This window comes from Achromobacter sp. CSND-B12, from assembly GCF_052906545.1.
Genome location: NZ_JBREGJ010000001.1, coordinates 2,746,520 through 2,763,479, shown reverse-complemented (window position 1 = coordinate 2,763,479; position 16,960 = coordinate 2,746,520). Strand labels below are relative to the sequence as shown.

The following is a 16,960-nucleotide window of genomic DNA, read 5'->3' as shown; positions in this document are numbered from 1 at the left end:
TGTTACGCAGGCTGACGGTGGAGGAGGGAAGGCGCGTCGGCGGTCAACCCCGCAAGGGGCGCCGGCGCAGCAGCAAATCACTGACGGAGTTTACCCGCAAGTCGACGTAGGCCGGCCGTTGCGCGCGGCCGCGCGCGAACGGGGTGCCGGGATGGAACACATGCACCGTGCGCAGCCCGGCGCGCCGCGCGCCGCGCAGATTGGCAAGGGTGTCTTCCACCAGCACCGCCTGGCGCGCCGGCACGCCTTCGCGCGCCAGCACGTAGCGCAGCAGCGCCGGCGATGGCTTGGGGCGGAATTCGCCATGCAGGCGCATGTGCTCGATGGCCCACAGGCTGTCGAACTGGCGCAGGATGCCCAGCCGCCGCAGCACCGCGCGCGCGTAATGCAGCGGCGCGTTGGTCAGCAGTACCTTGCGCCCGGGCAGTTGCTTCAGCTTGTACGCCAGCGCCTTTTCGGCGCGCACGAGCGGATTGACGTCGAAATCATGGCTGCGGTGCAGGAAGACATGCGGGTCCACGCCATGGTGCCGGACCATGCCGATCATCGTGGCGCCATAGCGCTGCCAGTACTGCTTGCGCACGGCATTGGCGGTGTCGACGTCGACCTCCAGCGCCTCGGCCACCGCCATGGTCATGCCATGGTCGATCCGAGGGAAGATCGCATGCGACGTATCGTGCAGCGTGTTGTCCAGGTCGAACAACCACAGGCGCCCGGGGGCGCCCGTGGTCGTGCGGCGCGAGCGGCGCTGGCGCACCGCCGGCCGCAGCAGGGTGCGCAGCGCTCGCATCAGTGCGAGCTGATCATCGTGCCAACGCCTTGGTCGGTCAGGATTTCCAGCAACAGGCAGTGCGGCACGCGGCCGTCGACGATGTGCACCGAATTGACGCCATTCTTGGCGGCATCCAGCGCCGACGAGATCTTGGGCAGCATGCCGCCCGAGATGGTGCCGTCGGCGAACAGCTCGTCGATGGTCTGGGCCGACAGGCTGCGCAGCAGCTTGCCGCCCTTGTCCAGCACGCCCGGGGTGTTGGTCAGCATCAGCAGCTTTTCGGCGCCCAGCACTTCGGCCATCTTGCCGGCGACGACGTCGGCGTTGATGTTGTAGGCGGTGCCGTCTTCACCGTAGCCGATGGGCGAGATGACCGGAATGAACTGGTCGTCCTGCAGGGCCTTGACCACCGCCGGCTCGACCAGGGTGATGTCGCCGACGAAACCGATGTCGATCGGTTCGGCCGGGTTTTCCTTGTTGGCCATCAGCTTCTTCTGGGCCTGGATCAGTCCGCCGTCCTTGCCGGTCAGGCCCACGGCCTTGCCGCCGACCTCGTTGATCATCATGACGATGTCCTGCTGGACCTGGCCGCCCAGCACCCATTCGACCACTTCCATGGTCTCGGCATCGGTGACGCGCATGCCCTGGATGAAGGTGCCCTGCTTGCCGATGCGGCGCAGCGCGTCGTCGATCTGCGGGCCGCCGCCATGCACCACCACCGGATTCAGACCCACCAGCTTGAGCAACACCACGTCATGCGCGAAGCTGCGCTGCAGGCGCTCTTCCGTCATGGCGTTGCCGCCGTACTTGACCACGATGGTTTTGCCGTGGAATCGTCGGATATAAGGCAGCGCTTCGGAGAGCACCGCGGCTTTGACAGCGGGAGACGAGACGGCAGCAGGGTCGGGGGTGTCGGTCATGGCAGCTAAGTCGGCAATAAGTAGGGTATGAAAGTTAGAGGTTGAAAGCCTGCGCCAGCGATGGCGGACAGGCATTGCCCCCCGTGGGGGCGTGAGGTCCGGCAGTAAAAAAATGCCTGCACAGGAACGCGTTGGCAACGCGCTAGCGCAAGCATACGACGGATTGTAGTACCCGCAGGTTGCTTATGCTTTAAACCCATGTTGTTATGCCCGACAAATAACCGGCATTCGGGTAAATTGGGGGCGTTTTCGCAACGGAGCACCCCTCACAAGGGGGAATCTCCACACCGGCCGGGCATATGCCCCCAAATTTCTACCTATAAAAGAGGCAACTCATGCGTTTGAATTTCGTCCGTTCCGCCCTGGTGGCGTCGGCCCTGCTGGTGGCAGCCACCGCCGCCCATGCCGAAAAGATCGTGGTGGGCGCCACCCAGGTGCCGCACGCCGAGATCCTGGAAGTGGTCAAGCCGCAGCTGGCCAAGGAAGGCGTGGAACTCGACATCAAGGTGTTCAACGACTACGTCCAGCCCAACCTGCAACTGGCCGACAAGCAGCTCGACGCCAATTTCTTCCAGCACAAGCCGTATCTGGACACCTTCAACAAGGACCGCAAGGCCACGCTGGTGCCGGTCGCCCTGGTCCACGTCGAACCTTTCGGCGGCTACTCCAAGAAAATCAAGACCCTGGCCGAACTGAAGGACGGCGCCACCGTCGCCATCCCGAACGATCCGTCCAATGGCGGGCGCGCGCTGGTGCTGCTGCAGAAGCAGGGCGTCATCAAGCTGAAGGATCCCTCCAACATCCTGGCGACCGCCGCGGACGTGACCGATAACCCCAAGAAGCTGAAGTTCCGCGAACTCGAGGCCGCCATGCTGCCGCGCTCGCTGGACGACGTCGACCTGGCCCTGATCAACACCAACTACGCGCTCGAAGCCGGCCTGGTGCCGACCAAGGACGCGCTGTTCATCGAGGGTTCGGATTCGCCGTACGCCAACATCCTGGTGACCCGCTCGGACAACAAGGACGCGCCGGGAATCAAGAAGCTGGTCAATGCGCTGCATTCGCCCGAGGTGAAGAAGTTCATCGTCGAGAAATACAAGGGCGCCGTGGTGCCGGCGTTCTGATCGCGACGCTTCCCCCTGCCGAAACCGCCCGCATCATGCGGGCGGTTTTTTTTTTGGGGCCAGGCGCTGGCTTCGGACATGGGGCCGGGGGGGGCGGCGGGGATCGGCCCGGGGTGTGGCCGAGGCAGGCGGGCCGGCCGCGGCCAAATGAAAACCGCCCGGCAGGCGGGCGGTTCATGGCGGCGGCCAAGCGGACCGGGGTTCAGCCCGCGGCCAGTGCCTTCTCGACGGTGGCATGGAATTCGGCCACGTCGTACTCGCCCAGGTAGCGCTTGATAATGCGTCCCTGTTTGTCGATCAGGAAGGCCGTGGGCGTCAGGCGGATGTCGCCAAAGGCGCGGGCGATGTCGCCCTTGGTGTCCAGCGCCACCGGGAACGGCAGCTTGCGGCTTTCGCTGAAGTTCAGCACGTAGTTGGGCGGGTCGTAGTCCATGGCGACCGCGATAGCCTCGTAGCCCTTGCCCGCGTACTCGTTGTAGGCCGAGATGGTTTCCGGCATTTGCTTGACACAGGTGACACAGCTGGTGGCCCAGAACTTCACCAGGACCACCTTGCCGCGCAGGTCCTGCATGGAGAAGGTCTTGCCCTCCAGCGTGGTGAAGGTGACGTCGGGCGCGGTTTGCGTGGGGCGCAGGGTGAACCAGGCGCCGACGCCGACCGCCACCAGGACGGCCAGGGCTACGATGGCTTTTTTCATTTGATGGGCATCGCCTCTACGGCACTGCCACCGCTGCTGGGCGCGCTGCTGCCGCTGTCGGCAGCGCCCGCGCCGCTTTCGATGGGGGCCTTGGTTTCCGTGGTGGTCGACTTGCTGCCGCTGCTGGACAGGCGGATCGCTTCCTCGCGGCTGATGGTCTCGAACAGTTTTACCACTTTTGCCACGCCGCCGAGGTCGGCCACCGCGTTGGCGGCGTAGTCGCCCTCGGCCTGCGTCACCTTGCCCATGAGGTAGACAACGCTGTGGTCGGTGGTGACGGCGATGGTGCCGGAGGGCACGTACTTGGTGTTGATCAGCGCGGTCTTGGCCTTGGACGTCAGCCAGGTGTCGTTCGAGCGCACGCCGAACGACGCGATCGGGCCGACGGTGAGCTGGTTGACCACCTGCTTGACGTTCTCGACGCCCTGGGCGATGGCGGTGGCCTGTGACTTGGCTTCCTCGGTGGGCACGTCTCCGGTCAGCAGCAGGTGGCCGCCGTACGCCATGGCGTTGACGCGCGCCGCGTCGCCGAGCTTGTCGGAGATCTGCTTCTGGGCCTTGAAGGCCATGTTCTGGTCTTCGAGCTGGATCCCCGAGGTGCGCCGGTCGGTGACGACGACGGCGGTGGTGGCGGCCGCGCCGCCCACGATCAGGGGCGCGCAGGCCGACAGCGACAGCGCGGCGCCGGACAGGGCCGCGGCGAGCAGCAGGGGGCGGGCGGCGGTTCTGGCGTCTGAAATCATTCGGTGTCTCCAAGCAGAAGAGCGTCAATGCCGTCGCAAAGCGCATGCAACAGCAGTATATGGACTTCCTGGATGCGCATGGTGCGATCGCTGGGAACACATAGATGGACGTCCATTGGCGTGATGAGTTCCCCCATGACGCCGCCGCCCTTGCCGGTCAGGGCCAGCACATGCATTTCACGGCTGGCGGCCGCCTCCATGGCGCGCACCACATTGGGCGAATTGCCGCTGGTGGAAATGGCCACCAGCACGTCGCCGGCCTGGCCAAAGGCGTTGACCTGGCGTTCGAACACTTCGTCGAAACCGTAGTCATTGCCGACGGCGGTCAGGATCGAGGTGTCGGTGTTCAGGGCGATGCCGGCCAGGGGCAGGCGTTCGCGTTCGAAGCGGCCCACCAGTTCGGCGATGAAATGTTGCGCGTCGGCGGCCGAGCCGCCGTTGCCGCAGGCCAGAATCTTGCCGTTGTTGGCCAGGGCGCCAAACAGCACGTCCACCGCGATCGCCAGCGGCTCGGCCAGCACGTTCATGCTTTGTTCGTACGTGGCCATGGCGTCGCGAAAGTGCGACGTCATTCGAGAGGTCATATCCATGGCCGCGATTATCTCACGGGCGGCGCCCGATCAAGGCAGCTCGAACGCCGCGCGTAGCCACCGGACCTGGCCGCCGTCGAAGAGCACGGCGTCGAAGCGGACCGCGGGCGGCCTGCCGCGCCAATGGCGTCGGGCCAGCTCGGGCAGCCAGTGGGCCGCCGCGCGCGCCAGCCGCGCCTGTTTGTCGCGGCCGATGCTGGCGGCCGCGCCGCCAAACGCGTCTGCCTGGCGTGAACGCACTTCGACCAGCACCAGGATGTCGCCTTCACGCATGGCCAGGTCGATCTCGCCGGCGCGGCAGTGCAGGTTGCGCGCCAGCAGCACCAGACCGGCGGCCTGCAGCAGGCGCAGCGCGGCGTCTTCATGGGCGTCGCCGGTGCGTTGGCGGGGCGAGCGCCGGGGAGGCGGGCGGTCCGCGGGGCCGGCGCGTCGCGCCGCGCGGCGGCGGCGTTTTTCGGCGCGGCGGCGTGCCGCCAGGGCGAGCTCGAAAGCGAATGTGTCAACCGTCATGCCAGTTCCGAAACGGGGGGACGATGGCGGCTACACTGGCATGGTTTTCCGTGTAAGTAGGCTGCAATGAACCAAAATGTCTCACCCCCGGTGGCCGGCGATGCCTGGGCCCGCGTGGCTGAACGCGTGGCCGGGCAGCATTGGCCGGCCTCGACGCTGTATGTGGTGGCCACGCCGATCGGCAATCTGGGCGACCTGGGGTTGCGGGCCTGGCACGCGCTGCAGCGCGCCGACGTGATCGCGGCCGAAGACACCCGCGCCAGCCGCACCCTGCTGGATGCCTGGGGCGTCGGCACGCCCCTGATGGCGGCTCACCGACACAATGAAGCGGCGGCGGCGCAGGCCATCTGCGAACGCCTGGCCCAGGGCCAGCGCGTGGCGCTGGTGTCGGACGCCGGTGCGCCGGCGGTCAGCGACCCCGGGGCGCGCGTGGTGCGCGCGGTGCGTGAAGCCGGTTTCGCCGTGGTGCCGGTGCCCGGCCCCAGCGCGGTGATCGCCGCCTTGATGGGCAGCGGCGTCACCACCGACGAAAATCCCGCATACGCGTTCGCCGGCTTTGCGCCATCCAAGGCCGCGGCCCGCCAGCGCTGGCTGCGCACCTGGTGCGCGTTGCCCGCGCCGGTGGTGATGTTCGAATCGCCGCATCGGCTCGCGGCGACCCTGGCGGACCTGCTGGAGGTCTGTGGCCCCGCCCGCCTGGTGACGGTGGCCCGTGAACTGACCAAGCGTTTCGAGGAGATCGCCACGTTCCCGCTGTCCGAGGCCGCCGCCTGGCTGGCAGCCGACACGCATCGCGAGCAGGGGGAATTCGTGCTGATCGCGCATGCCCAGGCGGGCGGCGAGGTCGACGAAGACGCCGACCCGCGCGCCGACGCGTTGCTGGACGCGCTGCTGGAAACCCTGTCCCTGCGCGATGCCTCGAAGGTTGCGGCCAAGGTCACCGGCCTGTCGCGCGACGTCCTGTACAACCGGGCCCTGGCCCGCAAGAATTCGTAAGCCATGATCTACATCGCACAGGCACGCAAGCGTCCCGGCGAAGCGGCCGAACGCGTGGTCTATCGGGACATGCCCACGCCTTTGGGTGAAATGCGGCTGGTGGCCAGCGCCAGGGGCCTGCGCGGCGCCTGGTTCACCGACCAGATGTCGCTGCCCCCGGCCGACGGCTGGGTGCTCGACGAATCGGATCCCATCCTGGAACAGGCGCGGCGCGAACTGGACCAGTGGTATGCCGGCGAGCGCCGCGATTTCGACGTGGCGCTCGATCCGGTCGGCACGCCGTTCCAGCACGAGGTCTGGCGCGCCCTGTGCACGCTGGATTTCGGCCAGCTTGCCAGTTATGGCGAACTGGCGCGCGTCGTGGGGCGTCCCAAGGGGGCCCAGGCGATCGGCGGCGCGGTCGGGCGCAATCCGGTCAGCATCATCATCCCCTGCCATCGCGTGATCGGCGCGGACACCTCACTGACCGGGTTTGGCGGCGGCCTGCCGCGCAAGCAGGCGCTGCTCAAGCACGAAGGCAGCCAGTACCTGAGCCGCAATCCGCGCGCGCGCCGGGTTTGCGACGGGCAGGCGCAACTGCCGTTCGAGTTGCCGACGTTCGACTGGCCGCCGGCAAGGTAGGCGTTATTGCGCGGCGATGCTGGGGGTGATGCCGAGGCGGTCGGACACCAGCTGTACCGCGTTCAAGGCGCTCTGGCGATCCGGATAGGGCCCGATCTTGACGCGGTACAGATTGTTGGCCTGCTCCACCGCGGCCGCGGGCGCGCCCTCGGCGCCCAGTTGCGTATTGATGCGGCTGACCAGTGATTGCGCGTTGGCCGGCTGGCTGAACGCGCCCACCTGCAGGTAGACGCTGCCGGCCGCGCCCATCGGGCGCACCGGCGCGCTGCCCGGCGCGGGCGCGGGCTGCTGCGCCAGCGGCTGGGGTTCCAGCGCCACCGGCGCGGCGGCAACGGGTGTGGCCACCGGCGTGGAGCCGGTCGCCGAGGCGGGCATCGGCGCCGGCGTGCCTTGCGAGGCCAGGCGGCGGATCTCGTCCTGTCCGATGCTCTCGACCACCACCTGGCCGCTGCCCGGCCCGATGATGCCCAGCTTGTAGGCCGCCACGTACGACAGGTCCATGATGCGGTCGCTGTGGAATGGCCCGCGGTCATTGACCCGCACGACGATGGTCTTGCCGTTGACCAGACTGGTGACGCGCGCGTAGCTCGGGATCGGCAGCGTGGTGTGGGCCGCCGTCATGGCGTACATGTCGTACGGTTCGCCGATGGAAGTGGAGTTGCCGTGGAACTTCTTGCCGTACCACGAGGCGATGCCCTGGCGCTTGTAGGGTTGGCCGCTGGTATCCGGCACGTAGCGCTGGCCGAACACCACGTACGGCCGGTTGGCGCCGCTGGCGTAGGGCTCGATGCGCGGCACCGCGTCCGGAACCTGGTCCAGGTTGGACGGCGGATTGGCGTCCGGGCCATCGTCCTTGTAGTACCCGCCGCCTTTCTTGCGTCCCCCGGTGGAAGAGCAGCCGGCCACGGCAATGGCCAGCAACAGCATCATCAGGATATGGAGCGGGCGGGACAGGATCATGCGGATTCGTCGGGCAGTTGGGTGCGATGGCGCACCAGCAGTGGGTCGTGGTCGGCAAAGCGCTTGGCCAGCTCTTCGACCACGTAGACCGAACGATGCTGGCCGCCGGTGCAACCGATGGCGACCGTCAGGTAGTTGCGGGTGTCTTGCGTGTATTGCGGCAGCCAGCGGTTCAGGAAGCCGGTGATGTCGTCGATCATCTGGCCCACCTGTTCATAACCGGCCAGCCAGGTGGCGACGGGCTCGTCGCGGCCGGTCAGCGGACGCAGGTTGCGGTCGTAATAGGGGTTCGGCAGGCAGCGCACGTCGAACACCAGGTCGGCATCGCGCGGCACGCCGCGCTTGTAGGCGAACGATTCGAAGGTCAGCACCAGCGGCGCGCGATCGGCCTGGATCAGGTCGCGGATCCAGGCGCGCAGCTGGCCCGGGGTGAGTTCCGAGGTGTCGATGACGTGTTCCTGCTCGCGCAGCGGCGCCAGCAGTTCACGTTCGAGCGCGATGCAGTCGGTCAGCGACGGCGCGGTGCCGCCGCGTTGCAGCCGGTCGGTCAGCGGATGGCGGCGGCGCGATTCGGAGTAGCGTTGCACCAGGGTGTCGGTGCTGGCGTCCAGGAACACCACGCGCAGGCTGGTTCCCATGGCGCGCAGCGCGGTGACCACGTCCGGCAGTTCGGCCAGCTCGCCCGGCGAACGCACGTCGATGGCGACCGCCACGCGTTCCAGGCCGTCGTCACGGGCATTGGCGATGAATTCTGTCAGGAACCGCACCGGCAGGTTGTCGACGCAGGTGTAGCTGGCGTCCTCGAGCATGCGCAGGGCGACGGACTTGCCTGAGCCTGAGATGCCGGTGACGAGGACGACTTTCAACATGGACATGATTGTGGCACGCTTTTCCGGGAGGATGCCGGCGGGTCGGCATCTGATATGGCCGTAAACTGCGGATCTGCGCCTGTACCGTTTTACCGCCCCTGGCGTAAGCTTGGGCACCGGCACACGACCGAGATTCATCTACGCGCCCCGCCGCCATGCGCTTCCGGGGTTGGTTCGACTTAGTGTTAACTGGCCCTAGATGTTAGCCTTCATTTCCTTTCGTAGTGTTTCACTGCCACGGTTTTGGGCAAAATCCCGGCTTCTGGCCGCCGCCGTTGTGGCCTTTTCCGCAGCCCCCGTGCTGGCCCAGGACACGCCCCAGGTATTGCAGCCCGGCACCATGGCGGCCCGGGTGGCGGCCTGTACGGCCTGTCATGGCGAGCAGGGCCGCGCCGGCGCCGACGGTTATTACCCGCGCCTGGCCGGCAAGCCGCAGGAATACCTCTACCACCAACTGCTCAATTTCCGCGACGACCGGCGCCAGTACCGGCCCATGGCGCACCTGCTGGCGGGCCTGCCGGATGCCTATCTGCACGAAATGGCCGGCTACTTCGCGGCGCAGCACGTGCCGTATCCGCCGCCGGTGCGCGCCGAGGTGTCCGCCGCCACGCTGGAAGCCGGCCGCAGGCTGGCGCTCGGCGGCGATGCCGCCCGCGGCCTGCCGGCCTGTGCGTCCTGTCACGGCGCCTCGTTGGGCGGCCTGTTGCCCGCCGTTCCCGGATTGCTGGGCTTGCCGCGCGACTACATCAGCTCGCAGATCGGCAGCTGGAAGAACGGCCTGCGCCGCGCCGCCGCGCCCGATTGCATGGCCGACGTTGCCCACAAACTCACGCCCGCGGACATCGGCGCCCTGGCGGCCTGGCTGTCGTCGCAGCCGGTGGCTGACGACTATGCGCCCGAACCGGCCGGTTCCCTGCGCCTGCCAGCCGAGTGCGGCAGCCAGGCGCAGCGTTGAGGGGGCACGCCATGAAACTGATGAAGCGACTCCTCGGCATCCTGTTGGCGCTGGCCGTGTTGGCGGTCGGCATTCTCTATTGGCAAGGCACGCGCGACGATGCCAGCACCGGCCCGACCGAGGCGCCGGCCGATCCGCAGCAGCGCATCGAGCGCGGCCGCTACCTCGCCCTGGCCGGCAATTGCATGGCCTGCCATACCGCGCGCGGGGGCCAGGCGTATGCCGGAGGCACCGCCATTCCGACGCCATTCGGCACGATCTACGGCCCCAACATCACGCCCGACGAGAAGACCGGCATCGGCGCCTGGAGCGCGGATGATTTCTGGCAGGCGCTGCACAACGGCAAGTCGCGCGACGGCACGCTGTTGTATCCGGCCTTCCCGTACACCGAATACACCCGCGTCACGCGTGCCGACTCGGACGCCCTGTTCGCCTATCTGCGTACGGTCACGCCGGTCGAACGGCCGAGCCGCGCGCCGGAACTCGATTTCCCGTACGACCAGCGCATCCTGCTGGCGGCGTGGCGCGCCCTGTATTTCCGCCCTGGCGTGCAGGAGGCCGATCCGGGCCAGTCGACCCAGTGGAACCGCGGACGCTACCTGGTCGAGGGCCTGGGCCACTGCGCCGCCTGCCATGCGCCGCGCAACAGCCTGGGCGCGACGCGCGCGGCCGACGGCCTGGCTGGCGGCATCATTCCCATGCTGGACTGGTATGCGCCGCCCTTGACCAACGATCCGCAGACGGGCCTGGGGCGCTGGTCGGCCGAAGACATCGCGGCGCTGCTGCGCACCGGCATCGCGGCCCACTCCAGCGCCAGCGGCCCCATGGCCGAGGTGGTGCTGGGCAGCACGCAGCACCTGAGCGATGCCGACGCGCTGGCGATGGGCGTGTATCTCAAATCGTTGCCGTCGACTCCGGCGCCGGCAGCGGTCGCGAGCGCCGCGGTCGCGCCCGCGGCGATGGAGCTTGGCGGCAAGATCTACCGCCAGCAATGCGCGCAGTGCCACCAGCCGGCGGGCGAGGGCAGCGCGGGCGCCTGGCCCGCGCTGGCCGGCAACCCGACCGTGACGGCGCCGTCTCCGCTCAATGCCATACGCATGGTGCTGGATGGCGGCTTCGCGCCGGCTACCGCGGCCAATCCGCGGCCCCACGGCATGCCGCCGTTCGGCCAACTGCTCAATGACAATGATGTCGCCATGCTGGTGTCTTACATCCGCAACAGCTGGGGCAACCAGGCGGGGGGCGTGACGCCGCTGGAGGTCAAGCGCGCCCGCGCCGCCTCAACCCGCAACTGATCAGGAGGGCCGCGTCGCCTGGCTGCAGGCCGCGCGCGCCATCTCGCCCAGGACGCGGACGGCGTCAGCCTTGCCGTCGTCCCATGGATGGCCGTAGTTCAGCCGCAGGGCGTTGCCGAATTGCCCGCTGGCCGAGAAGATCGGTCCCGGCGCCACGCTGATGCCGCGCGCCAGCGCCTGCCGGTGCAGCGCCAGCGCGTCCACCGCCGCGGGCATTTCCAGCCACAGGAAGAAACCGCCCTGCGGACGCGTCACGCGGGTCCCGGCGGGAAACTCGCGCGCGATCGCATTGGCCATCAGGTCCTGCTGGGCCTGCAGCGTTTCGCGCAGCCGGCGCAGGTGGCGGTCGTAGCCGCCTTGCTCCAGGTATTCGGCGAGCGCGCCCTGGGCGGGACCGGACGCCGACAGGGTGGACGACAGTTTCAGGCGCTGCACGCGCTGCGTATAACGGCCGGCGCTGGCCCAGCCGATGCGGTAGCCCGGCGCCAGGCACTTGGAGAACGACGAACAGTGCAGCACCAGCCCGTGCTTGTCGAAGGCCTTGGCAGGCACCGGCCGGGCCGCGCCGAAGTACAGCTCGCCGTAGACGTCGTCCTCGATCAACGCGATTTCGTGGCGCGCCAGCAGCTCGACCAGCTGCCGCTTCTTTTCCTCGGGCATCAGGCTGCCCAGCGGATTCTGGAACTGCGTCATCAGCCAGCAGGCCTTGGGCCGGTGGCGCTTGATCGCCGTTTCCATGGCCTCCAGGTCCACGCCGGTGCGCGGATGCGTGGGCACTTCCAGCGCTTTCAGGCCGTGGCGCTCCAGCGCCTGCAGGGCGCCGTAGAAGGTCGGCGCTTCGACGATGACCGTGTCGCCCGGTTCGGCCACGGCCTGCAGGCACAGGTTGAGCGCTTCCAGCGCGCCATTGGTGACCACGATGTCGTTGGCCGGCACGTTGATGCCGGCGATCAGGTAGCGCAGCGCGATCTGCCGGCGCAGGCCGGGGTTGCCGGGCGACAGGTCTTCTATCGTGTCCAGCGGGTCCTGGCGCTTGAGATGGGCCGACATGGCCTGGGCCAGCCGCGGCAGCGGGAACAGCAGCGGCGACGGAAAGGCGGAGCCCAGCGGCGTGACGTCGCGGTTGCGCACGGAATCGAGGATGTCGAAGATGCGCTCGCTGATCGCCAGCTCGGTCGATTCGCCGTCGGGACAGGACGTGTCAGGTTCGGGCGGCAGACTGTCGTCGCGCGCATTGACGTAGTAGCCGGAGCGGGGGCGGGCGCGGACCAGGCCGCGCGCTTCCAGCAGGTAATAGGCCTGGAATACCGTCGACGGACTGACGCCGCGGCTGGAACAGGCATCGCGCACCGAGGGCAGCTTGTCGCCCACGCGCAGCACGCCGTCGCGGATCGACTTGGCGATCTCGTTGGCGAGTTTCTCGTACAGGCTCACGGTGCCGCGGGGCGACGCGCGTTATTTGCTGCTTTGCAGGATCGCCATGGCCTGGCGTTCCATGAATTCGCCCAGGGTGTCGATGCCGCGCAGCTTCAGGATGGTGTTGCGCACGGCGGCTTCGACCAGCACCGCCAGGTTGCGGCCGGCGGCAACCTGCAGCATGACCTTGCGCACGGGCAGGCCCAGCATGTCCTGGGTGATGTCCTGCAGCGGCAGGCGTTCGAACTTGTCCTGCGCGGTGGCGCGCACCAGGTGCACGATCAGCTTCAGGCGCATCTTGCGTCGCACCGAGGTCTCGCCGAAGATGGTGCGGATATCCAGCAGGCCCAGGCCGCGCACTTCCAGCAGGTTCTGCAGCAGCTGCGGGCAGTGGCCTTCGATCATGTTGGGCGCGGTGCGCGAGAATTCGACCGCGTCGTCGGCCACCAGGCCGTGGCCGCGCGAAATCAGCTCCAGCGCCAGTTCGCTCTTGCCCAGGCCGGATTCGCCGGTGATGAGCACGCCCAGGCCCAGCACGTCCAGGAACACGCCATGCACGGTGGTGGTGGGCGCGAGCTTCTTGCCCAGGTAGATGCGCAGCAGGTCGATCAGCTGCGCGGCCGCCACGGGAGTGGACAGCAGCGGCACCTGGTGCTGGTCGCATTGGTCCACCAGGTCCTGCGGCGGCGTCAGGCCGTCGGCCAGCAGGATGGCCGGCACGCCGCCGATCAGCAGCTCGTCCATATGGTGCATGCGGCGGCGCAGGTCGAAGCGCGTGTAGTACGCCAGTTCCTCCTGGCCGAACACCTGGATACGCGACGGGTGGATCAGGTTCAGGTGGCCCACCAGGTCGGCGGCCGCCATGCCGTCATCGGGAATCGCGCGGTCCGCGGCCCCCTGGCCGGAAATCCAGTTGAAGGGGATTTTGTCGGCGTTGTCGTCGACGAGTTCCTGCACCGTGAGCATGGCAGCGTTTCCGCGAGGGTCAGAGTTGGCCGGTGGTGAGCATCTTGTGCACGACGGCCGGATCCGGCTCGGTGGCCAGGGCCTCGCGCAGGGCCTTGTTGGACATCAGTTGCGCCAGTTCGGCCAGGATGTCCAGGTGTTGTTGCGTGGCGGTTTCCGGCACCAGCAGACAGAGCAGCATCGAGACGGGCTGGCCGTCCGGTGCGTCGAACGTGATGGGCTGCGCCAGGCGGATGAAGGCGGCCAGCGCCTGCTCCAGGCCCTTGACCCGGCCGTGCGGCACGGCAACGCCCTGGCCCAGTGCCGTCGAGCCCAGGCGTTCCCGTGCAAACAGGCTGTCGAACACGAGCGCGCGTGCCAAGCCGTGGTTGTTTTCAAAGAGGAGGCCAGCCTGTTCGAACGCGCGTTTCTTGCTCGTAGCGAGCATATCGAGGACGACGTTGCCGGCGGGAAGGATGCGCGACAAATGATTCATCGGGTCATTATAGGGTTATATGACGCACTGCAAAAAAACTCCGGTGGGAGGCACTTTCCTGGCGGTCCGCACCCTCCTGGATCAGGCCGCCGCTCCCGGCACGAGAGCGACAGCATAGACCGATAGCGCCGCGTTGTGGGCATTCTTCGTGCGCAGGTAGGTATACCAGCAGGGTATGGCGTGCTCGCTGCGAGCGGATATTCGGGGAGTACACGGCGCTCCGCGGCCATGTGCCGGGGAATCGGGGGACAAAGAGAAGGGACTGAGGGAGGGAGTTTGCCGATGCCCCGGCTGGACGATGCGTCTAGCGGGACACCGGGACTTAGGCAGGATTCAACGATTGCTGTTTCCTGGCTCGCACGGCGAGCGGATCATGAAGCGCGTTGTTACTGGGTTGGCGAGAGGCTCGCCGCTTGCCGCTTCACGGACTCTGCCGAGTGGCTTCGTACCTTGTCCTTGTGCTTGATGACCTGACGGTCGACTTTGTCAGCAAGAAGGTCGATCGCGGCGTAGAGGTTTTCATCGGTTGCTTCACAATGAATGTCCTTGCCACTAAGACGCATGGTGATTTCGGCTCTGTGCCGCAGGGGCTCTACTGAGAGCATGACCTGGGTATCGATGACGTGATCGAAATGCCGCAGCACTCGCGCCAGTTTGTTCATGACATATTCCCGGATGGCCGGGGTGACGTCGAGGTGACGACCGCAGATGCTCAGGTTCATAGTGTGCTCTCCTTCTAAAAGAGGAAAAAATGGTGCGCGGAAGGCGCGGTGGGGTCGTTAGGCGTTCTCCTTGTTCGAGGGGTTCGTTTGATACTAGTGTATAGACTCGGGCCGATAAAACAAGCTGACCTAGCGCAAGTTCATGGCATTTTCATGGCGGCCGCCCAGGGGCGTGCCCCAGGGGCCGTCGCGGACCCTGGGACTTTCCCCAATCGGGGTGTTACATGCGGAAGTGTTCGCCCAGGTAGACGCGCCGAACGGCCGGATCGCCGACGATTTCGTCGGGGTGACCGTCGGTCAGCACCTTGCCTTCGCTGATGATGTAGGCGCGGTCGCAGATGCCCAGCGTTTCGCGCACGTTATGGTCGGTGATCAGCACGCCGATGCCGCGGCCCTTCAGGAAACGCACGATGCGCTGGATCTCGATCACGGCGATCGGGTCCACGCCCGCGAAGGGCTCGTCCAGAAGGATGAAGCGCGGGCTGGTGGCCAGCGCGCGCGCGATTTCGACCCGGCGGCGCTCGCCGCCCGACAGCGAGATGGCGGCGTTGCTGCGGATATGGCCGATCTGCAGCTCTTCGAGCAGCAGTTCCATCTGTTCATTGATCTTGGGCGTGGACAGCGTGCGGCCGTCCGGCCCCAATTGCAATTCGAGCACGGCGCGGATGTTCTGCTCGACCGTCAGGCGCCGGAACACCGAGGCGTCCTGGGGCAGGTACGACAGTCCCATGCGGGCGCGCTTGTGGATCGGCATCGCGGTGATCACCGAGCCGTCGATCTCGATGCGGCCGGCGTCGGCCGGCACCAGCCCGACGATCATGTAGAAGCTGGTGGTCTTGCCCGCGCCGTTGGGGCCGAGCAGGCCGACCACTTCGCCGCTGGAGACGGACAGGGACACGTCCTGCACCACGGTGCGGCCGTTGTAGGTCTTGCGCAAGCCGGTTGCGCGCAGGCTGCCCTGCTTGACGCCCGAAGGGGCGGAGGTCACGGGAGTCTGCACAGAGGGTTGGTTCATCGTGGCTGCGTGTGGATAACGTGGGAGGCGCTTCAGCGCCCCTTCTTCGATTCTTGCTGCTTGCGGCACTCGGCGATCGCGGCATCGGACTTGGCGCGCGGCTCGGCCACCGAGCGCACCCGACCGCCGGCGGCGGACGAGTTCGGGCCTCCCTGGGCCTCGTAGGTGCCGCTTTTCTCGTTGTAGCGCACTCTGTCGCCGCGAATCGTGTCAAACGGCTTACCACAGACATAGCGCACCACCACGGCCTGGCCGATCAGGTCGAAGGTGCTCTTGGTGCCGTCGTATTCGGCGCGCAGGCCCTTGCCTTCGATCAGTTCGAAGTTCTCGGGACGTTCCTGGCGGATGGTCACGACCTTGCCCTTGTTGGCGGTCGCCGTGCCGTACTGGTTGCCCGCGGCGTCTTCGCGCATTTCCAGATTGTCGGAGGTGAGCGTCATCAGGCCGCGCGTCATGTTGACGTTGCCCGTGAAGACGCTCTGCTTTTTCACGTCGTCGTAGTGCAGCGTATCCGACAGGATCGTGGTGGTGGGTTCCTCGGCGGGCGCGGTCTTGCTTGCGCCGGCGGCCGGCTTGGGGTCGGCGGCGAGCGCCGGCGCAACCGCCGATGCCATCAACAGCACCGCGCCCAGCAGGCGCGTGGTGGGGGCAATGCGAATCCGGAAGTCGGTCATGGTTTCTTCTGGTCAGAGGTGTTGGCAGGGCTGTCGGCCTGGCGGCGCGGCTTGTTCTCCGAGCCGGCGATCTCCACGTCCGTGGAGGCCGATACCTGCAGTTGGCGTGTCTTGTTGTTGTAGTGCATACCCTTGCCGTTCATGCGCGAGCGTCCCTTGATGACCTCGGCCGGCAGGTCGGTGTACACCACGTCTTCGTCGGGCAGCAGGATCAGCTGTTGGCTGCGCACGTCCAGCACGTCGTTGTTGGCGTCGGGCTGGCGGTGCACGTGGGCGTCGCCATTCATGACGATGCGCTTGCCGCCCTGCTCCATGACGGCGGTCTTGGACACGCCCACGGTGATGGGACTGGCTTCGCGCTGGCCGACGGCCCGCGGTTGGGTGATGTGGTACGAATCGTCGTCGGGGAAATGCTCGGCGTAATCGCCTTCCAGCCGGTTGATGGGGCGACCGGTCGGGTCGGTGCGCAGCATCACGAAATTGCGCGACCAGGCGTCCATTTCGTGCGTGACGCGGCGCGGCGGATCCGTCTGGATGGCCCGTTGCGCGTAGTCGGCGGCCCAATACGTGCTGGCGACCAGCACCAGCAGCAGGAACAGCGCGATCAGGGAAGGGAAACGATCTTTCATCAGGTGTGCGA

The 16,960-nt window shown here is 67.2% G+C and carries 20 protein-coding genes; 5 read left to right on the top strand and 15 right to left on the bottom strand.

The features are described from left to right. Positions 1 to 43: 43 nt before the first annotated feature. Positions 44 to 790, bottom strand: a complete 747-nt coding sequence (locus ACUTAG_RS12955) for a pyrimidine 5'-nucleotidase (protein WP_026382123.1) — start codon at positions 788 to 790, stop codon at positions 44 to 46. Next, entirely contained in the window at positions 790 to 1,692 is a 903-nt protein-coding gene (argB, locus tag ACUTAG_RS12950) for an acetylglutamate kinase (protein WP_026382124.1), read from the bottom strand. The genes ACUTAG_RS12955 and argB overlap by 1 nt, the downstream gene beginning before the upstream one ends. A 335-nt stretch (positions 1,693 to 2,027) precedes the next feature. Here argB and ACUTAG_RS12945 point away from each other — a divergent pair, with 335 nt between their 5' ends. Next, positions 2,028 to 2,816 carry a MetQ/NlpA family ABC transporter substrate-binding protein gene (locus ACUTAG_RS12945; protein WP_058665579.1) on the top strand — a complete coding sequence of 263 codons (789 nt, stop codon included), beginning with the start codon at positions 2,028 to 2,030 and terminating at the stop codon, positions 2,814 to 2,816. 202 nt (positions 2,817 to 3,018) lie between these two features. On the opposite strand, the gene ACUTAG_RS12940 is transcribed toward ACUTAG_RS12945, so the two are convergent. From ACUTAG_RS12940 to ACUTAG_RS12925, 4 genes are read right to left on the bottom strand one after another with little or no spacing between them, the layout of a single operon-like run. Then, positions 3,019 to 3,513 (bottom strand): peroxiredoxin family protein, encoded by a 495-nt coding sequence (locus tag ACUTAG_RS12940; protein ID WP_026382126.1) that lies wholly within the window; start codon positions 3,511 to 3,513, stop codon positions 3,019 to 3,021. Further along, positions 3,510 to 4,256: a BON domain-containing protein gene (locus tag ACUTAG_RS12935; protein WP_006389867.1), complete on the bottom strand. Its 747-nt coding sequence runs from the start codon at positions 4,254 to 4,256 to the stop codon at positions 3,510 to 3,512. Before ACUTAG_RS12935 ends, ACUTAG_RS12940 begins: the two co-directional genes overlap by 4 nt. Then, positions 4,253 to 4,846, bottom strand: a complete 594-nt coding sequence (locus ACUTAG_RS12930; RefSeq protein WP_006389868.1) for a phosphoheptose isomerase — start codon at positions 4,844 to 4,846, stop codon at positions 4,253 to 4,255. The genes ACUTAG_RS12935 and ACUTAG_RS12930 overlap by 4 nt, the downstream gene beginning before the upstream one ends. Before the next feature lie 30 nt (positions 4,847 to 4,876). Next, positions 4,877 to 5,356: a YraN family protein gene (locus ACUTAG_RS12925; protein WP_026382127.1), complete on the bottom strand. Its 480-nt coding sequence runs from the start codon at positions 5,354 to 5,356 to the stop codon at positions 4,877 to 4,879. Positions 5,357 to 5,422: 66 nt separating this feature from the next. On the opposite strand from ACUTAG_RS12925, the gene rsmI reads away from it, so the two are divergent. Together rsmI and ACUTAG_RS12915 are read left to right on the top strand one after the other, a co-directional pair. Next, entirely contained in the window at positions 5,423 to 6,352 is a 930-nt protein-coding gene (gene rsmI / locus ACUTAG_RS12920; RefSeq protein ID WP_026382128.1) for a 16S rRNA (cytidine(1402)-2'-O)-methyltransferase, read from the top strand. A 3-nt stretch (positions 6,353 to 6,355) separates the two neighbouring features. Then, positions 6,356 to 6,973 (top strand): methylated-DNA--[protein]-cysteine S-methyltransferase, encoded by a 618-nt coding sequence (locus tag ACUTAG_RS12915; protein WP_006389871.1) that lies wholly within the window; start codon positions 6,356 to 6,358, stop codon positions 6,971 to 6,973. Between the two features lie 3 nt (positions 6,974 to 6,976). Here ACUTAG_RS12915 and ACUTAG_RS12910 read toward each other — a convergent pair whose 3' ends face one another. Then, positions 6,977 to 7,933: a septal ring lytic transglycosylase RlpA family protein gene (locus ACUTAG_RS12910; protein ID WP_024070668.1), complete on the bottom strand. Its 957-nt coding sequence runs from the start codon at positions 7,931 to 7,933 to the stop codon at positions 6,977 to 6,979. After that, positions 7,930 to 8,802: an RNase adapter RapZ gene (gene rapZ / locus ACUTAG_RS12905; RefSeq protein WP_006389877.1), complete on the bottom strand. Its 873-nt coding sequence runs from the start codon at positions 8,800 to 8,802 to the stop codon at positions 7,930 to 7,932. The genes ACUTAG_RS12910 and rapZ overlap by 4 nt, the downstream gene beginning before the upstream one ends. Positions 8,803 to 9,001: 199 nt before the next feature. On the opposite strand from rapZ, the gene ACUTAG_RS12900 reads away from it, so the two are divergent. Continuing rightward, entirely contained in the window at positions 9,002 to 9,757 is a 756-nt protein-coding gene (locus ACUTAG_RS12900; RefSeq protein WP_006389878.1) for a c-type cytochrome, read from the top strand. Positions 9,758 to 9,768: 11 nt separating this feature from the next. After that, the gene (locus ACUTAG_RS12895; protein ID WP_054471245.1) at positions 9,769 to 11,052 is read left to right on the top strand and encodes a c-type cytochrome; all 1,284 of its coding nucleotides are present in this window, start codon (positions 9,769 to 9,771) and stop codon (positions 11,050 to 11,052) included. Here the strand turns inward: ACUTAG_RS12895 and ACUTAG_RS12890 are convergent, their stop codons facing one another. From ACUTAG_RS12890 to lptC, 7 genes are all read right to left on the bottom strand, one after another. Then, positions 11,053 to 12,486 (bottom strand): aminotransferase-like domain-containing protein, encoded by a 1,434-nt coding sequence (locus ACUTAG_RS12890; protein WP_026382130.1) that lies wholly within the window; start codon positions 12,484 to 12,486, stop codon positions 11,053 to 11,055. A 21-nt stretch (positions 12,487 to 12,507) separates the two neighbouring features. Then, a complete protein-coding gene (gene hprK, locus ACUTAG_RS12885) occupies positions 12,508 to 13,434 on the bottom strand; it encodes an HPr(Ser) kinase/phosphatase (RefSeq protein WP_006216298.1) in 927 nt (308 codons plus the stop codon). Positions 13,435 to 13,453: 19 nt separating this feature from the next. Further along, the gene (locus ACUTAG_RS12880; protein WP_006389881.1) at positions 13,454 to 13,909 is read right to left on the bottom strand and encodes a PTS sugar transporter subunit IIA; all 456 of its coding nucleotides are present in this window, start codon (positions 13,907 to 13,909) and stop codon (positions 13,454 to 13,456) included. Positions 13,910 to 14,295: 386 nt separating this feature from the next. Next, positions 14,296 to 14,631, bottom strand: coding sequence for a ribosome hibernation-promoting factor, HPF/YfiA family (gene hpf / locus ACUTAG_RS12875; protein ID WP_006389882.1), 336 nt, complete (start codon positions 14,629 to 14,631; stop codon positions 14,296 to 14,298). Positions 14,632 to 14,851: 220 nt separating this feature from the next. Then, on the bottom strand, positions 14,852 to 15,646 hold the full coding sequence (gene lptB, locus ACUTAG_RS12870) for an LPS export ABC transporter ATP-binding protein (protein WP_035184247.1): 795 nt from the start codon (positions 15,644 to 15,646) through the stop codon (positions 14,852 to 14,854). Positions 15,647 to 15,678: 32 nt separating this feature from the next. Beyond that, entirely contained in the window at positions 15,679 to 16,320 is a 642-nt protein-coding gene (gene lptA / locus ACUTAG_RS12865; RefSeq protein WP_006389884.1) for a lipopolysaccharide transport periplasmic protein LptA, read from the bottom strand. After that, entirely contained in the window at positions 16,317 to 16,949 is a 633-nt protein-coding gene (lptC, locus tag ACUTAG_RS12860; RefSeq protein ID WP_006389885.1) for an LPS export ABC transporter periplasmic protein LptC, read from the bottom strand. The genes lptA and lptC overlap by 4 nt, the downstream gene beginning before the upstream one ends. Positions 16,950 to 16,960: the final 11 nt, after the last annotated feature.

Bases quoted from the DNA above. Each gene is read 5' to 3' on its own strand.
- ACUTAG_RS12955 (WP_026382123.1), bottom strand. From the start codon at position 790: ATGCGAGCGCTGCGCACCCTGCTGCGGCCGGCGGTGCGCCAGCGCCGC.
- argB (WP_026382124.1), bottom strand. From the start codon at position 1,692: ATGACCGACACCCCCGACCCTGCTGCCGTCTCGTCTCCCGCTGTCAAA.
- ACUTAG_RS12945 (WP_058665579.1), top strand. From the start codon at position 2,028: ATGCGTTTGAATTTCGTCCGTTCCGCCCTGGTGGCGTCGGCCCTGCTG.
- ACUTAG_RS12940 (WP_026382126.1), bottom strand. From the start codon at position 3,513: ATGAAAAAAGCCATCGTAGCCCTGGCCGTCCTGGTGGCGGTCGGCGTC.
- ACUTAG_RS12935 (WP_006389867.1), bottom strand. From the start codon at position 4,256: ATGATTTCAGACGCCAGAACCGCCGCCCGCCCCCTGCTGCTCGCCGCG.
- ACUTAG_RS12930 (WP_006389868.1), bottom strand. From the start codon at position 4,846: ATGGATATGACCTCTCGAATGACGTCGCACTTTCGCGACGCCATGGCC.
- ACUTAG_RS12925 (WP_026382127.1), bottom strand. From the start codon at position 5,356: ATGACGGTTGACACATTCGCTTTCGAGCTCGCCCTGGCGGCACGCCGC.
- rsmI (WP_026382128.1), top strand. From the start codon at position 5,423: ATGAACCAAAATGTCTCACCCCCGGTGGCCGGCGATGCCTGGGCCCGC.
- ACUTAG_RS12915 (WP_006389871.1), top strand. From the start codon at position 6,356: ATGATCTACATCGCACAGGCACGCAAGCGTCCCGGCGAAGCGGCCGAA.
- ACUTAG_RS12910 (WP_024070668.1), bottom strand. From the start codon at position 7,933: ATGATCCTGTCCCGCCCGCTCCATATCCTGATGATGCTGTTGCTGGCC.
- rapZ (WP_006389877.1), bottom strand. From the start codon at position 8,802: ATGTTGAAAGTCGTCCTCGTCACCGGCATCTCAGGCTCAGGCAAGTCC.
- ACUTAG_RS12900 (WP_006389878.1), top strand. From the start codon at position 9,002: ATGTTAGCCTTCATTTCCTTTCGTAGTGTTTCACTGCCACGGTTTTGG.
- ACUTAG_RS12895 (WP_054471245.1), top strand. From the start codon at position 9,769: ATGAAACTGATGAAGCGACTCCTCGGCATCCTGTTGGCGCTGGCCGTG.
- hprK (WP_006216298.1), bottom strand. From the start codon at position 13,434: ATGCTCACGGTGCAGGAACTCGTCGACGACAACGCCGACAAAATCCCC.
- ACUTAG_RS12880 (WP_006389881.1), bottom strand. From the start codon at position 13,909: ATGAATCATTTGTCGCGCATCCTTCCCGCCGGCAACGTCGTCCTCGAT.
- hpf (WP_006389882.1), bottom strand. From the start codon at position 14,631: ATGAACCTGAGCATCTGCGGTCGTCACCTCGACGTCACCCCGGCCATC.
- lptB (WP_035184247.1), bottom strand. From the start codon at position 15,646: ATGAACCAACCCTCTGTGCAGACTCCCGTGACCTCCGCCCCTTCGGGC.
- lptA (WP_006389884.1), bottom strand. From the start codon at position 16,320: ATGACCGACTTCCGGATTCGCATTGCCCCCACCACGCGCCTGCTGGGC.
- lptC (WP_006389885.1), bottom strand. From the start codon at position 16,949: ATGAAAGATCGTTTCCCTTCCCTGATCGCGCTGTTCCTGCTGCTGGTG.